Origin of the sequence: Pseudomonas sp. NBRC 111131, from assembly GCF_001320525.1 — a bacterium.
GTDB classification, from domain to species: Bacteria; Pseudomonadota; Gammaproteobacteria; order Pseudomonadales; family Pseudomonadaceae; genus Aquipseudomonas; species Aquipseudomonas ceruminis.
This window is the reverse complement of record NZ_BCBH01000010.1, coordinates 85,611-99,402: the sequence shown is the minus strand read 5'-3', so window position 1 is coordinate 99,402 and position 13,792 is coordinate 85,611. Positions and strand designations below refer to the sequence as shown.

Sequence of the window (13,792 nt, the reverse complement as noted above, 5' to 3'; positions counted from 1 at the left end):
TCTATCAAAGCGACGAGTATTTCTTGCGCAGACGCTGGCGAATCAGCTCGGCCAAGGTGTTCATGATGAAGGTGAACATCAGCAGCACGAGGGCAGCCAGGAACAGCACACGGTAGTGGCTGCCGCCGACTTCCGACTCGGGCATCTCCACCGCCACGTTGGCGGCCAGGGTGCGCATGCCTTCGAACAGGTTCATCTCCATCACCGGGGTGTTGCCGGTGGCCATGAGCACGATCATGGTCTCGCCCACCGCACGGCCCATGCCGATCATCAGCGCCGAGAAGATACCCGGGCTGGCGGTGAGGATGACCACACGGGTCAGGGTCTGCCAAGGCGTGGCACCCAGCGCCAGGGAGCCCAGGGTCAGGCTGCGCGGTACGCTGAACACGGCGTCTTCGGCAATCGAGTAGATGTTCGGGATGACCGCGAAGCCCATGGCGATACCCACCACCAGGGCGTTGCGCTGGTCATAGGTGATACCCAGGTCGTTGGTGATCCACAGGCGCATGTCGCCGCCGAAGAACCAGGTCTCAAGGTAGGGGCTCATGGTCAGGGCGAACCAGCCGGTGAACAGGATGACCGGGATCAGGATCGCAGCTTCCCAACCGTCCGGCACACGCAGGCGGACCGACTCCGGCAACCGGCTCCAGATGAAGCCCGCCAGCAGAATGCCGAACGGCATCAGCACGAACAGGCTGAACACACCCGGCAGGTGCCCTTCCAGGTATGGCGCCAGGAACAGGCCGGCGAAGAAGCCCAGGATCACCGTCGGCATCGCTTCCATCAGCTCGATCACCGGCTTGACCTTGCGGCGCATGCCAGGGGCCATGAAGTAGGCGGTGTAGATGGCGGCGGCAATGGCCAGCGGTGCTGCCAGGATCATCGCGTAGAACGCGGCCTTGAGGGTACCGAAGGTCAGTGGCGAAAGGCTCAGCTTAGGCTCGAAGTCGGTGTTCGAAGCCGTCGACTGCCAGACGTACTTGGGCTCGTCGTAGTTCTCGTACCAGACCTTGCCCCACAGCGCACTGAACGATACTTCCGGGTGCGGGTTTTTCAGGCTCAGCGGCAGCAGCTTGCCGCCCTCTTCGATGAAGATGCGGTTGGCGCGTGGCGACAGGGCCAGGATGCCAGGGCCCTGGGCAGCAGGCTCGACCAGCAGGGTACGGTGCGCGGTGCTGTGGAACACGCCCAGCTTGCCGTCGCTGTCCAGGGCGATGAAGCCCTTGCGGCGTTCTTCGGCATCGATCTGCACGATCGGCGCTTTGCCCATCTGGAAGGTACGGATCTGCTTGAAGCGCGATTCGCCATCCGGATCGCGGGCCATGAACCACTGGGCCAGGCCGCCCTTGGAGTCACCGATGATCAGCGAGATGCCACCGACCAGCTGTGCGGTGGCGGTGACTTCGGTATCACCACTGTCGGACAGCTTGTAGCGGCCATTGAGGGTCTTGTCGCGCAGGCTGAAGACGTCGGCGGTGGCGCGGCCGTTGATCACGTACAACCACTGCTGACGCGGGTCGATGAAAATGTTCTTCACCGCTTCGGTCATTTGCGGCAGGGCGATACGGTTCTGCTCGGTGGTGACCTCGTCGGTCATCATGTTTTCGGTGCGGGTCAACTCGACGACCTGCAGGTGCGCGCCGGTGGAGCCGGCCAGCAACAGGGTGTCGCCATTGACGTTGACGCTCACATGCTCCAGCGCACGGCCCTGGTCATCGAGCACGAAGGGCTCCTGGCCATACGGGTAGTCGATGCCGGGGGTGATGGTCTTCTTGTTGTCCGGGTAGGTGATCTTGTAGGTGTGGTGGAACACCAGCGCCTTGCCATTGGACAAGCCCAGCACAATCAGCGGGCTGCCCGGCTGGTCGGTGCTGATCGAACTTACCTGGGTGCCGGCCGGCAACGGCAAGTCGACGCGATTGAGTTCGTTACCGGTCTTGGTATCGAAGAACAGTGCCTGACCCTTGTCCGAAACGCGCATGCCCACCAGGTTCTGCTCTTCAAGGGCAATCAGCAGTGGCTTGCCGGCATCCTGCTGCAGCCAGGTCGGCTCCAGGGCCTTCCTGCTGGTCAGTTCGGCGCCCTGGAACAACGGCAGCACCACATAGGCCAGGTAGAAGAAGATCAGGGTGATGGCTGCCAATACGGCAAGCCCGCCCACCAGTACATACCAGCGGGTCAGGCGGTCCTTGAGGGCGCGCATGCGGCGCTTGCGTTGCAACTCGGGCGTATTGAAATCAATCCGCACGGGAGGGGAATTTTGGGTCATTGTGGAGTTGGCCAGATCATTCATGCGCACACCCTAGCGGTCCCGTATGACAAAAACATGACAGTGCGTTGACGCAAAAAAGCCCGCCGCTCAGGAGCCCTGGCTTCGGACTGGGAAGTCGGGGAAGAGGCCGGGCATCGGCACCGGCCTCTTCCTCAGTTACTTACTTCTTTGCAACGTTACCGGCGTGGGACAGGCCCAGGTCAGCCAGGGTCTTGTCGACCACTTTGGCCGGCAGTGGGATGTAACCATCCTTCACCACGACCTGCTGGCCAGCCTGCGACAGGACCAGCTTGACGAACTCGGCTTCCAGCGGGGCCAGAGGCTTGTTCGGTGCCTTGTTGACGTAGACGTAGAGGAAGCGCGACAGCGGGTACGAACCGTTCAGAGCGTTGGTTTCGTTGTCCTCGATGAACTCGCCGCCTTCTTTCTTGGCCAGGGCTACGGTCTTGACGCTTGCGGTCTTGTAACCGATGCCCGAGTAGCCGATGCCGTTCAGCGAGGAGCTGATCGACTGCACGACCGAAGCCGAGCCAGGTTGTTCGTTGACGTTGGCCTTGAAGTCGCCTTTGCACAGGGCTTCTTCCTTGAAGTAGCCGTAGGTGCCCGATACCGAGTTACGGCCGAACAGCTGCACCGGCTTGTTGGCCAGGTCGCCGGTCACGCCCAGGTCGCCCCAGGTTTTGACGTCGGCTTTGCCACCGCACAGGCGGGTGGACGAGAAGATTGCATCGACCTGGGCCATGGTCAGGCCTTTGATCGGGTTGTCCTTGTGCACGAACACGGCCAGGGCGTCGACGGCGACCGGGATGGCAGTCGGCTTGTAGCCGTACTTCTGCTCGAACGCCTGCAGCTCGACGTCCTTCATCTTGCGGCTCATTGGGCCGAGGTTGGCGGTGCCTTCGGTCAGCGCGGGTGGCGCAGTGGAGGAACCGGCAGCCTGGATCTGGATGTTTACGTTCGGATATTCCTTCTTGTAGGCCTCGGCCCACAGGGTCATGAGGTTCGCGAGGGTGTCGGAACCGACGCTGGAGAGGTTGCCCGAAACACCGGTGGTCTTGGTGTAGGTCGGGATCGCAGGGTCGACGGCGGCTACCGCGTTGGCGGTTGCAACGCCAGCGGCGGCAAAGGTGAGGGCCGCCATCAAACGCTTCAGTTTCATGCCTTGCTCCTAGCAGGAATATTGGGGGTGTTGGATGGATCGGGCCCAAGTATCTGCAGGCCGCATGAACACGATATGACTCCAATGTGACAATTGGATGAAAGGCCATCACTGGGTGCCCAGGATGGCCTTTCAAAATGTTGCTGGCGCGGTAGGAGGCGTGCGCGAAAGGGCCGGCGCAGCCGGTTGATCAGCGTTTGTTGGCCAGCAGATAAACGCCCACGATCAGACCAACGGCGCACAACCCTGCGACGTAGTAGGCCGGCGCCATCGGGCTGACCTTCAGCAGCGCCGTGACCACCATCGGCGTCAATCCACCAAAGATGGCGTAAGCGACGTTGTAGGAGAACGACAGGCCACTGAACCGCACCACGGCCGGGAAGGCCTTGACCATCACATAGGGCACGGCACCGATCACGCCCACGCACAGCCCAGTGATGGCATACAGCGGGAACAGCAGCTGCGGGTGGGTCGGCAGGCTGTGGTAGAAGGTCCAGGACGACACCAGCAACAGCAGGCTACCGATCAGGAACACGCGCCCGGCACCAAAGCGGTCAGCCAGGCTGCCAGCACCGATGCAGCCGAAGCTCAGCAGCACGATCGCCAGGCTGTTGGCCTTCAGCGAGTCGGTGGGGCTGATGTGGTAAATGCTTTGCAGCAGCGCAGGGGTCATGAGGATGACCACGACGATGCCCGCCGAGAGCATCCAGGTGAGCAGCATCGACAGAATGATCGGGCCGCGGTGATCGCGCAGCACCGCGCGCAGCGGCAATTCTTCAGCCAGCGCCTTGCGCTCCTGCATTTCGGCGAAGACCGGGGTTTCGTGCAGCCAGCGGCGCAGGTACACCGAGAACAGGCCGAACACCCCCCCGAGCAGGAACGGGATACGCCAGGCGTAGTCGGCAACCTCTTCTACGCTGTAGACGCTGTTGATCAGGGTCGCCACCAGCGAGCCGAGCAGAATGCCCGCCGTCAGGCCGGCGGTCAGCGTGCCACAGGCGTAGCCGGTGTTGCGCGCTGGCACATGTTCAGAGACGAACACCCAGGCCCCCGGCACTTCACCTCCGATTGCCGCCCCCTGGATCACCCGCATCAGCAGTAACAGGATAGGAGCCCACAGGCCGATCTGTGCATAGGTCGGCAGCAGGCCCATGATCAGCGTGGGCAGGGCCATCATGAAGATGCTCAGGGTGAACATCTTCTTGCGCCCCAGCAGGTCACCGAAATGCGCCATGACGATGCCGCCCAGCGGCCGAGCCAGGTAGCCAGCGGCGAAGATACCGAAGGTTTGCATCAGGCGTAGCCACTCGGGCATATCCGGCGGGAAGAACAGTTTGCCGACCACCGTGGCGAAAAACACGAAGATGATGAAGTCGTAGAACTCCAGGGCTCCGCCAAGGGCGGACAGTGAAAGGGTCTTGTAGTCACTGCGGGTCAGCGGCCGCGAGGGCTGCTCGATACTGCTCGGCACGGAGGTCATCGCTCATTCTTCTCTTGTAGGGCATGCAGGCCGCTTGGCACGCGGCTTCTGGATTGGGGACAGGCGAAGATAGCAAATTGCCGAGCCGTGCTGAAAGCGATACAAAATCCATACAGATATTCATGAATGCGCGGTCGTCGCTGGGCGTTTGGCTATATATACTGGCCGTTCGTAGGAAAAGGTTGCTCCCGACGTGGGATGTTGTGCGAAAACGCCGGTCTTTAAGTCAGACGGTTTCGCAGAGTTTCCCTATGGCCGTCCAGCGAAACGAAATTGGCGTAGTATGTTTCCAGCTGAATCGTTTACCCGGCCTTTGCGCCACACCAACGAAAGCGTCACGGGTCAGAGGCCCCACCGCATGATTGAGCTCGAACAAGAAGATCCTATCCCGCAAGGCGACCTGGCCTTGCAGATCACTGCATTGCCCCGCGAAACCAACGGTTTCGGCGACATCTTCGGCGGCTGGCTGGTGGCCCAGATGGACCTGGCCGGTACGGCCATGGCCAGCCGCGTCGCCGGTGGTCGCGTGGCCACGGTAGCCATCGACCGCATGGCCTTTCTGGTGCCGGTGGCCGTAGGCGCGCAACTGTCGTTCTACACCCAGACGCTGGAAATCGGCCGCAGCTCGATCCAGATGATGGTCGAGGTGTGGAGCGACGACCCGCTGTCCAGCGAATGGCGCAAGGTCACCGAAGCGGCGTTCGTCTTCGTCGCCATCGATGGCAGCGGCCGTACCCGCTCGGTGCCTCGTCGCTGAGCCACACGCACGGTAAACTCATTGCAGGCCGCCGGGTCGAAGGCCCACAGGCAAACAATGAGACGAGCGCAATGGCTACTTTCAAGGTCGAGACCGAGCTTCACGGCGAACTCAACTGCTGGCGCATCACCAGCGACCGCGCCGAACTACTGATTGCCCAGCAGGGTGCGCAGATCCTCAGCTACCAGCGTGTCGGCGAACCGCCACTGCTGTGGCTGAGCGACCAGGCCATCTTCACCAAGGGCAAGTCGGTGCGCGCGGGTGTGCCAGTGTGCTGGCCATGGTTTGGCAATCTGCAGCGTAACCCCGCAGCCGTCCAGGGCATGTACCGAGGCAAGCAGGCCCCCGCCCATGGGTTGGCCCGCACACGTGACTGGCAATTGCTGGGCATCGAGGAGGCCGGCAACACGCTGCGCATCGAGTTCGAGCTGCCAGAGGCTCAGGGCGAACTGCCAGACTGGCCGCATGACGTCGAACTGAAATTGTCGGCAGTGATGGGTGACGCGCTTGAGCTGAGCCTGATAAGCCGCAACAGGGGCAACAGCCCAGTGACGATAAGCCAGGCCTTGCACAATTACTTCGCCGTCAGCGATGTGCGCCAGGTGCGGGTCGAAGGCGTCGAAGGGCTGAATTACATCGAGACCTTGGCTGACTGGGAGCAGCGCCAACAGCAGGGCGCACTGACGTTCACCGCAGAGACGGATCGCATCTACCTGAACACGCCCGAACGGTTGAGCATCGTTGACCCGCACTGGAACCGGCGCATTACCCTGAGCAGCGGCGGTTCACGTTCGGCGGTGATCTGGAACCCATGGACCGACCGGGCCCGGGAGCTGCCCGACATGGCCGATGATGGCTGGCAGCGGATGCTGTGCATTGAAACGGCGAATGTCTGGAACGATGTGGTGGAGTTGCAGCCTGGGGCATGCAGCGTGCTCACGGTCAGCATTGGCAGTGGCGTGATCTGAAACCTTCCACGCCTTTGCCGGCGACAGAGCCGGCACAGGCCTTACAGGTCAGCATCCTCCACCACCCTCACCTTCCCGGCATCCAGCGCGTAGGCTGCATCGGCCAGATCGTTGCTGACCTTCTCCACCTTCAACGTCCCACTGACCCACAGCGGCGTGTAGATGTCGTCGATTTTCAGCCCCTTCGGATAGCGCACCAGCACCAGTTGGTTCGGTGGCGGTGGCGGCACGTGGATGCAGGCGCCTGGGTAGGGCACCAGGAAGAACAAGGTGCTGTTGCCTTTGGCGTCGCTCTCCAGCGGCACCGGGTAACCGCCCAGGCGGATCTGCTTGCCGTTCATGGCCGCCACGGTCTTGGTCGAATACATCACCGCTGGCAGGCCCTTGCTTTGTTTCAGCCCGCCCTTGGCGGTAAAGGTGCCCAACGCCTCCGGCGAGTTGTGATCGATTTCGGGCATCTGCTCGAGGGCCTTCTGGTCCGACTTGGGCATCAGTTCGAGCCAGTCGGTCTCAGGCAGTTCGGCATGGGCCAGGGTGCTGGCCAGCAGCAGGGGAAGAAGGAAAAAAGCACGCATGAAATGCTCGGCAACTCGGATGAATTGCCGGCATTCTAACCAGTATTCAGCGTTTCTTGATGAATCCGTAGATCACCAGCAGCACCACTGCACCCACCAGCGCGCCGAAGAAGCCCGCCGCTTGGCCAGCCTGGTAGATCCCCAGTGCCTGGCCGCCGTAAGTGGCGAGCAGGGAGCCGGCAATGCCCAGCAGGATGGTCATGATCCAGCCCATGCTGTCGTCGCCCGGTTTGATGAAGCGGGCCAGCAGGCCGACGATGAGGCCGATGAAGATGGTTCCGATGATACCCATGGCAATCCCTCTGCAGTGAAGATAGAGCAAGCCAAAGCCTAGACAGCGCTTTGGCTTGTTGCCATGTTCAGAGGGCCAGCCGCTGGCAGAAGTTCGATCAGTTGCTGATCAGCGCCTCTACTTCGGCAATTTTGCCACGCAGGGTAGCCATGTCCTGGCACCGCAGGGTGGCATGGCCGACCTTGCGCCCGGCCTTGAAAGCCTTGCCATAGTGGTGCAGGTGGCAGTCGTCGATAGCCACGACCTTGTCCACCGCAGGCACTTGGCCGATGAAGTTGAGCATGGCGCTCTCACCGACCTTGGCCGTCGAGCCCAGCGGCAGGCCGGCGATGGCCCGCAGGTGGTTCTCGAACTGGCTGCACTCGGCACCTTCGATGGTCCAGTGCCCGGAGTTGTGCACACGCGGAGCGATTTCGTTGGCCTTCAGGCCACCGTCGACTTCGAAGAACTCGAAGGCCATCACACCGACATAGTCGAGTTGCTTGAGCACACGGCCAACATAGTCCTCGGCCAGTGCTTGCAGCGGGTGCGCATCGCTGGCGACCGACAGGCGCAGGATGCCGCTCTCGTGGGTGTTGTGCACCAGCGGGTAGAAGCGCGTCTCGCCGTTGCGAGCACGCACGGCTACCAACGACACCTCGCCGGTGAACGGCACAAAGCCTTCCAGCAGGCACGGCACGCTGCCGAGTTCGGCAAAGGTGCCTGCCACGTCTTCGGCCGTGCGCAGAACCTTCTGGCCCTTGCCGTCGTAACCCAGGGTGCGGGTCTTGAGCACGGCCGGCAGGCCGATGCTGGCCACCGCGGCATCGAGACCTTCCTGGGAAAGGATATCGGCGAAGGCTGGGGTCGGGATGCCCAGGTCGCGGAACATGCTCTTCTCGAACAGACGATCGCGCGCGATACGCAGCGCCTCGGCGCTCGGGTAGACCGGGACGAACTGCGAGAGGAAGGCCACGGTCTCGGCCGGGACGCTTTCGAATTCGAAGGTCACCAGGTCGACCTGGTCGGCCAGTTGGCGCAGGTGCTCCTGGTCACCGTAGTCGGCACGCAGGTGTTCGCCCAAGGGGGATGCGCAGGCGTCCGGGGCCGGGTCGAGGAAAGCGAAGTTCATGCCCAGCGGGGTGCCCGCCAGAGCCAGCATGCGGCCCAGCTGGCCGCCACCGATTACACCGATCTTCATGGGGTCAGCCTCAAGCCTGGCGTGGGTCAGGGTTATCCAGCACGGTGTCGGTCTGTTCCGTGCGGAACTGCTTGAGCGCGGCATGGTACTGCGGGTACTTGGCGCCCAGGATGCTTGCCGACAGCAGTGCGGCATTGACCGCGCCAGCGCGGCCGATGGCCAGCGTGGCAACCGGTACGCCGGCTGGCATCTGCACGATCGACAGCAGCGAGTCGACACCCGACAGCATCGACGACTGCACTGGCACGCCCAGCACCGGCAGGTGGGTCTTGGCGGCACACATGCCTGGCAGGTGGGCAGCGCCACCGGCGCCGGCGATGATCACCTCGATACCACGCCCTTCGGCCTCTTCAGCGTACTGGAACAGCAGATCCGGGGTGCGGTGGGCGGACACCACCTTCACTTCATAGGGAATGCCGAGTTTTTCCAGCATATCGGCGGTGTGGCTAAGGGTGGACCAATCGGACTTGGAGCCCATGATCACGCCAACCAGTGCACTCATCGTCGAGCCTCTCCTGCAAGCGCCTTCTGGCGCGCTAAAAGCAACAAGCCACGCAGGTGGACCGGCGTGGCTTGTCATACGGATTCTGAATCGACCGGGTCGGCCGAAGGCGCGGGATTGTAGCGTATTTCAAGGCAGCCCGCCCACCCCCATAAGCACATGTCGGATCAAAGGGCAAGCTGTCTCGCGGGACAACTTTTTCCAACTGCCGAAGCAGCGTCACAACCGTGACGATCGCGCCTTCATCTTCCGCTGCTTCTGGACCTTCGCCATGCTCAGACCTGTGCGCCTTGCACTACTTTTCAGCCTCTTGTTCAGCCTGCAACTGCCCAATGCGCTGGCGGCCAGATCACTTGTGGTGACGATTTATCTTCACGACGACCTGGCCGATATGCGCGAGGAGCAACTGAACACGGATTACGTCCAGCACTGGCTCGATGAAATGCGCAACTTTACCCATCATCCGATCGAGGTGGTCATGCGGCGCAACGTGCAGGGAATCACCGATATCGATTACCAAAGCATGCCCTCCGGCCAGATACTCGACACCTTCACCCAGGAGATCGCCTACCTGGCCTCCAACCAGATGTTCTCTTTCCTGAACAAACACCTGCTGATGACGCGAAACCCCTACGACAAAAGCGGCCTGAACTACCTCGCAGGCCTGGCCCACTTCAAGCACAACACCGCCATTGCGTCGCTGAGCAGCTACAGCAGCGTCGCCCATGAAATAGGCCACATGCTTTCCGCCACACACGAAGACGCCGAACTCAAGTTCAATGGCTGGGTATGCGAAACCTACACCCATCCGCGTGTTCCGGCGCGCTCCCATTGCTACCGCTACAGCGACAGGAACCGAGCGAACATCAGTGATTACCTGAAATACAACTCAAACTGACACATCGCCCTGTGTCGCGGCCGTTTCCAGCTTGCGCCACAACAAACGGACATTGGCCTTGCGCACCAGCGCACAGCGATACAGGCGGATCTCAAGTGGCACATGCCACTGGCTCGGGCCACAAATCACCAGCTCGCCGCGCTCCAGCTCACCCCGCATCGACAAGCGCGGCACCCACGCCACCCCCATCCCTTCGAGCGCCATGCTCTTGAGGCTGTCGGCCATGGCCGTCTCGTAGACCGTGGTGTAGCGCAGGTTGCGCTGGCGCAGCAGCAGGCTTACCGAGCGGCCGAGGAAGGCCCCTGCGCTATAGGCCAGCAACGGCACGCTGGCATCGCCCTCTAGGTCGAACATGGGCTTGCCATCGGCGCCCACGGCACATACCGGCAGCATTTCGGTGGTGCCCATGTGCAGTGACGGGAAGATCTCGGCGTCCATCTGCAAAGCGGCATCCGGGTCATAGAAGGCCAGCATCAGATCGCAACCGCCCTCGCGCAGGGCATGCACCGCATCGCCTACGTTGGTAGCGACCAGGCGCGTGGCGATGTTCAGGCCATCGTTGCGCAATTGGGCAACCCAGCGCGGGAAGAAGCCCGATGCCAACGAGTGTGCTGCGGCGACCTGAATCACTTCCCCCTGCCCACCCTCAAGATGGTGCAAATGGCGCAGAACTTCGCTCAACTGGTCGACAACCGTGCGCGCAGTGACGAGAAACAGCTGCCCCGCCGCCGTCAGTTCGACTGGCGTGCGGGAACGATTCACCAACGTCAGGCCCAAGGCGGCTTCCAGGCTGCGGATGCGTCGACTGAAGGCGGGCTGCGTCACGAAACGCCGCTCCGCCGCCTGGGAAAAACTGCGCGTGGCGGCCAGCGCGCTGAAGTCTTCAAGCCATTTGCTTTCAAGGTTCATGCACTACTCCAAAAGCGCGCACCAAAATGGAACACGCTCGAATGTCAATTGGCGTCACATCAAACACTATGCCGTTTGTGCATAGGTTAGCGTGCAACAGCATTGGCCGCAAAATCCTCTTCGGGCCTAGGATTAGCGCCATTCCGGCATGTGCCGGGTCAAAATCGAGATGATATCCATCATGTCCTCCGCTGCATCGTTCCGCGTCGAAAAAGATCTGCTTGGTACCCTTGAAGTCCCTGCCGATGCCTACTACGGCATCCAGACCCTGCGCGCTGCCAACAACTTCCACCTCTCCGGTGTTCCGCTGTCGCACTACCCGAAACTGGTAGTAGGCCTGGCGATGGTCAAGCAGGCAGCTGCTGACGCCAACCGCGAGCTGGGGCACCTGAGCGATGCCAAGCATGCCGCCATCAGCGCAGCGTGCGGACGACTGATCAAAGGCGACTTCCACGAGCAGTTCGTGGTGGACATGATCCAGGGCGGTGCTGGTACTTCTACCAACATGAACGCCAACGAAGTCATCGCCAACATCGCGCTGGAGGCCATGGGCCACCAGAAGGGTGAGTACCAGTACCTGCACCCGAACAACGACGTGAACATGGCGCAGTCGACCAACGACGCCTACCCGACTGCCATCCGCCTGGGCCTGCTGCTGGGCCACGACGCCCTGCTGGCCAGCCTCGACAGCCTGATTCAGGCCTTCGCAGCCAAGGGCAAGGAATTCGACCACGTACTGAAGATGGGCCGTACCCAGCTGCAGGACGCCGTGCCGATGACCCTGGGTCAGGAATTCCGCGCCTTCGCCACCACCATGACCGAAGACCTGCAGCGCCTGCGCTCGCTGGCACCGGAACTGCTGACCGAAATCAACCTGGGCGGCACCGCCATCGGTACCGGCATCAACGCCGACCCGGGCTACCAGGCCCTGGCCGTACAGCGTCTGGCCACCATCAGCGGCCAGCCGCTGGTCGCCGCTGCCGACCTGATCGAAGCCACCTCCGACATGGGCGCCTTCGTGCTGTTCTCTGGCATGCTCAAGCGTACCGCCGTCAAGCTGTCGAAGATCTGCAACGACCTGCGCCTGTTGTCCAGCGGCCCACGCACCGGCATCAACGAAATCAACCTGCCAGCGCGCCAGCCCGGCAGCTCGATCATGCCAGGCAAGGTCAACCCGGTTATCCCGGAAGCCGTCAACCAAGTGGCCTTCGCCATCATGGGCAACGACCTGGCACTGACCGTCGCCGCCGAAGGTGGCCAGCTGCAGCTGAACGTGATGGAGCCGCTGATCGCCTACAAGATCTTCGACTCGATCCGCCTGCTCCAGCGCGCCATGGACATGCTGCGCGAGCACTGCATCGTCGGTATCACTGCCAACGAACAGCGCTGCCGTGAACTGGTCGAGCACTCGATCGGCCTGGTCACCGCCCTGAACCCGTACATCGGCTACGAAAACGCCACCCGTATCGCCCGCGTCGCTCTGGAAACCGGCCGCGGCGTGCTGGAACTGGTGCGCGAGGAACAGCTGCTGGACGAAGCGATGCTCAATGACATCCTGCGTCCGGAAAACATGATCGCTCCACGCCTGGTTCCGCTGAAGGCGTAACCCGGCCGCTGCAAACAGTCTCACCAGGTCGAGGGACTAGACACCTCTCAACCTTTCAAGGGCCCGAGCGCACGCTCCGGGCCCTTTTTTTACGCGCGTTTTTTGCCGCAGGCCCTTGCCTGCACGCTCCCGGCACACAACTTGCTCCATAATGCCTCCCAGCCCCACGGGATGACCGAGCATGCTGCATAGCCACCTGACCACCCTCAACGCGGTTTCGCTGATCCTCAACCTCTTCCAGGAAGACGGTTGCGAGGCCACCTCGTTGCTGGCCGGCAGCGGTATAGGCCCGGCAGACCTGGGGCATGCCGATGCGCGCATCACCACCCAGCAAGAGCTGCAGGTGTGCGCCAACGCCGTGGCGCGGCGCGAGGACATCGGCCTGGAACTGGGCCAGCGCATGCATGTGTCGTGCTACGGCATGCTTGGTTACGCCCTGCTCTCCAGTGCCACTTTGGGTGACGCCCTGCGTTTGGCACTGCAGTATCCGGCACTGCTGGGAACAGTCTTCCAGCTGCGCCTGGTCGACGATGGCGAGCGTGTCTGGTTCAGCGCCAGCGAATACCACGACAGCCCCGCACTGGCAGCTTTCAATGCCGAGTTCTGCCTGGTTTCGCTGAAAGTCATCTGCGACGATTTGCTGGGCAGGCCCTTGCCGCTGCTGGGCGCCCGTTTCGAACATGCCCGGCCCGATTATCACGCGCGCTATAGCGGTGCATTTCAGTGCCCACTTGGCTTCGGGGCTGCCGACAACGCATTCGCCTTCGAGCGGCGCTGGCTGAGCACCCCGCTGCCGCTGGCCGACCCGATTACCCACAAGGCCATGAGCGAACGCTGCCGGCGCCTGAACCTGGAATTTACCGGCCGCCAGGCCTGGCTTGGGCGCATCCGCCAACTTCTGTTGCAGCAACTGGATGCCGCCCCGGGGCTCGAAGGCCTGGCCCGGCAGATGAACTGCTCCTCGCGTACGCTACGCCGGCACTTGCAGGCATTGGGTAGCAGCTATCAGCAACTGCTCGATGAACTGCGTTTCGAGCGGGCCAAGCAGTTGTTGGCCGATGAGCAGATGCCGATCTACCGCATCGCCGAGACACTGGGGTTCAGTGAGACGGCGAGCTTTCGCCATGCGTTCCAGCGTTGGAGCGGGGTGGCGCCCAGCCATTTCCGCGGCTGAGCTGTACTGGCCACATCGAT

Annotated in this window: 13 protein-coding genes; 5 read left to right on the top strand and 8 right to left on the bottom strand. The window is 62.2% G+C overall.

From position 1 onward, the window contains the following. Positions 1–4: 4 nt before the first annotated feature. The 3 genes from APH34_RS12045 to APH34_RS12035 all read right to left on the bottom strand — a co-directional run bounded on the left by APH34_RS12045 (position 5) and on the right by APH34_RS12035 (position 4,911). The gene (locus APH34_RS12045; protein ID WP_054901281.1) at positions 5–2,293 is read right to left on the bottom strand and encodes an ABC transporter permease subunit; all 2,289 of its coding nucleotides are present in this window, start codon (positions 2,291–2,293) and stop codon (positions 5–7) included. 139 nt (positions 2,294–2,432) lie between these two features. After that, on the bottom strand, positions 2,433–3,431 hold the full coding sequence (locus tag APH34_RS12040; RefSeq protein ID WP_054901280.1) for a phosphate ABC transporter substrate-binding protein PstS: 999 nt from the start codon (positions 3,429–3,431) through the stop codon (positions 2,433–2,435). Positions 3,432–3,621: 190 nt separating this feature from the next. Then, positions 3,622–4,911 carry an MFS transporter gene (locus APH34_RS12035; protein ID WP_054901279.1) on the bottom strand — a complete coding sequence of 430 codons (1,290 nt, stop codon included), beginning with the start codon at positions 4,909–4,911 and terminating at the stop codon, positions 3,622–3,624. Positions 4,912–5,269: 358 nt separating this feature from the next. Between APH34_RS12035 and APH34_RS12030 the strand changes: the two genes are divergently transcribed. Beyond that, positions 5,270–5,668: an acyl-CoA thioesterase gene (locus tag APH34_RS12030; protein WP_012274860.1), complete on the top strand. Its 399-nt coding sequence runs from the start codon at positions 5,270–5,272 to the stop codon at positions 5,666–5,668. Between the two features lie 71 nt (positions 5,669–5,739). Next, positions 5,740–6,636, top strand: a complete 897-nt coding sequence (locus APH34_RS12025) for a D-hexose-6-phosphate mutarotase (protein WP_054901278.1) — start codon at positions 5,740–5,742, stop codon at positions 6,634–6,636. Between the two features lie 41 nt (positions 6,637–6,677). Here the strand turns inward: APH34_RS12025 and APH34_RS12020 are convergent, their stop codons facing one another. The 4 genes from APH34_RS12020 to purE form a co-directional block, all read right to left on the bottom strand. Beyond that, on the bottom strand, positions 6,678–7,211 hold the full coding sequence (locus APH34_RS12020; protein ID WP_054901277.1) for a DUF3299 domain-containing protein: 534 nt from the start codon (positions 7,209–7,211) through the stop codon (positions 6,678–6,680). A gap of 46 nt (positions 7,212–7,257) precedes the next feature. Next, positions 7,258–7,503 carry a GlsB/YeaQ/YmgE family stress response membrane protein gene (locus tag APH34_RS12015; protein ID WP_010955824.1) on the bottom strand — a complete coding sequence of 82 codons (246 nt, stop codon included), beginning with the start codon at positions 7,501–7,503 and terminating at the stop codon, positions 7,258–7,260. 97 nt (positions 7,504–7,600) lie between these two features. Continuing rightward, entirely contained in the window at positions 7,601–8,683 is a 1,083-nt protein-coding gene (locus tag APH34_RS12010) for a 5-(carboxyamino)imidazole ribonucleotide synthase (protein WP_054901276.1), read from the bottom strand. Between the two features lie 10 nt (positions 8,684–8,693). Further along, positions 8,694–9,185, bottom strand: a complete 492-nt coding sequence (gene purE, locus APH34_RS12005; RefSeq protein WP_003253304.1) for a 5-(carboxyamino)imidazole ribonucleotide mutase — start codon at positions 9,183–9,185, stop codon at positions 8,694–8,696. On the opposite strand from purE, the gene APH34_RS12000 reads away from it, so the two are divergent. Beyond that, positions 9,160–10,083, top strand: coding sequence for a hypothetical protein (locus APH34_RS12000; protein WP_256215612.1), 924 nt, complete (start codon positions 9,160–9,162; stop codon positions 10,081–10,083). The two genes, purE and APH34_RS12000, sit on opposite strands and share 26 nt — an antisense overlap. On the opposite strand, the gene APH34_RS11995 is transcribed toward APH34_RS12000, so the two are convergent. Then, positions 10,075–10,992 (bottom strand): LysR substrate-binding domain-containing protein, encoded by a 918-nt coding sequence (locus tag APH34_RS11995; RefSeq protein WP_054901274.1) that lies wholly within the window; start codon positions 10,990–10,992, stop codon positions 10,075–10,077. The two genes, APH34_RS12000 and APH34_RS11995, sit on opposite strands and share 9 nt — an antisense overlap. Before the next feature lie 181 nt (positions 10,993–11,173). Between APH34_RS11995 and aspA the strand changes: the two genes are divergently transcribed. Both aspA and APH34_RS11985 read left to right on the top strand, forming a co-directional pair. After that, on the top strand, positions 11,174–12,598 hold the full coding sequence (aspA, locus tag APH34_RS11990) for an aspartate ammonia-lyase (protein ID WP_054901349.1): 1,425 nt from the start codon (positions 11,174–11,176) through the stop codon (positions 12,596–12,598). Between the two features lie 181 nt (positions 12,599–12,779). After that, positions 12,780–13,772, top strand: a complete 993-nt coding sequence (locus APH34_RS11985) for an AraC family transcriptional regulator (protein WP_054901273.1) — start codon at positions 12,780–12,782, stop codon at positions 13,770–13,772. Positions 13,773–13,792: the final 20 nt, after the last annotated feature.

Coding starts and splice junctions, on each gene's coding strand:
- APH34_RS12045 (WP_054901281.1), bottom strand. CDS start 2,293: ATGAATGATCTGGCCAACTCCACAATGACCCAAAATTCCCCTCCCGTG.
- APH34_RS12040 (WP_054901280.1), bottom strand. CDS start 3,431: ATGAAACTGAAGCGTTTGATGGCGGCCCTCACCTTTGCCGCCGCTGGC.
- APH34_RS12035 (WP_054901279.1), bottom strand. CDS start 4,911: ATGACCTCCGTGCCGAGCAGTATCGAGCAGCCCTCGCGGCCGCTGACC.
- APH34_RS12030 (WP_012274860.1), top strand. CDS start 5,270: ATGATTGAGCTCGAACAAGAAGATCCTATCCCGCAAGGCGACCTGGCC.
- APH34_RS12025 (WP_054901278.1), top strand. CDS start 5,740: ATGGCTACTTTCAAGGTCGAGACCGAGCTTCACGGCGAACTCAACTGC.
- APH34_RS12020 (WP_054901277.1), bottom strand. CDS start 7,211: ATGCGTGCTTTTTTCCTTCTTCCCCTGCTGCTGGCCAGCACCCTGGCC.
- APH34_RS12015 (WP_010955824.1), bottom strand. CDS start 7,503: ATGGGTATCATCGGAACCATCTTCATCGGCCTCATCGTCGGCCTGCTG.
- APH34_RS12010 (WP_054901276.1), bottom strand. CDS start 8,683: ATGAAGATCGGTGTAATCGGTGGCGGCCAGCTGGGCCGCATGCTGGCT.
- APH34_RS12000 (WP_256215612.1), top strand. CDS start 9,160: ATGATCACGCCAACCAGTGCACTCATCGTCGAGCCTCTCCTGCAAGCG.
- purE (WP_003253304.1), bottom strand. CDS start 9,185: ATGAGTGCACTGGTTGGCGTGATCATGGGCTCCAAGTCCGATTGGTCC.
- APH34_RS11995 (WP_054901274.1), bottom strand. CDS start 10,992: ATGAACCTTGAAAGCAAATGGCTTGAAGACTTCAGCGCGCTGGCCGCC.
- aspA (WP_054901349.1), top strand. CDS start 11,174: ATGTCCTCCGCTGCATCGTTCCGCGTCGAAAAAGATCTGCTTGGTACC.
- APH34_RS11985 (WP_054901273.1), top strand. CDS start 12,780: ATGCTGCATAGCCACCTGACCACCCTCAACGCGGTTTCGCTGATCCTC.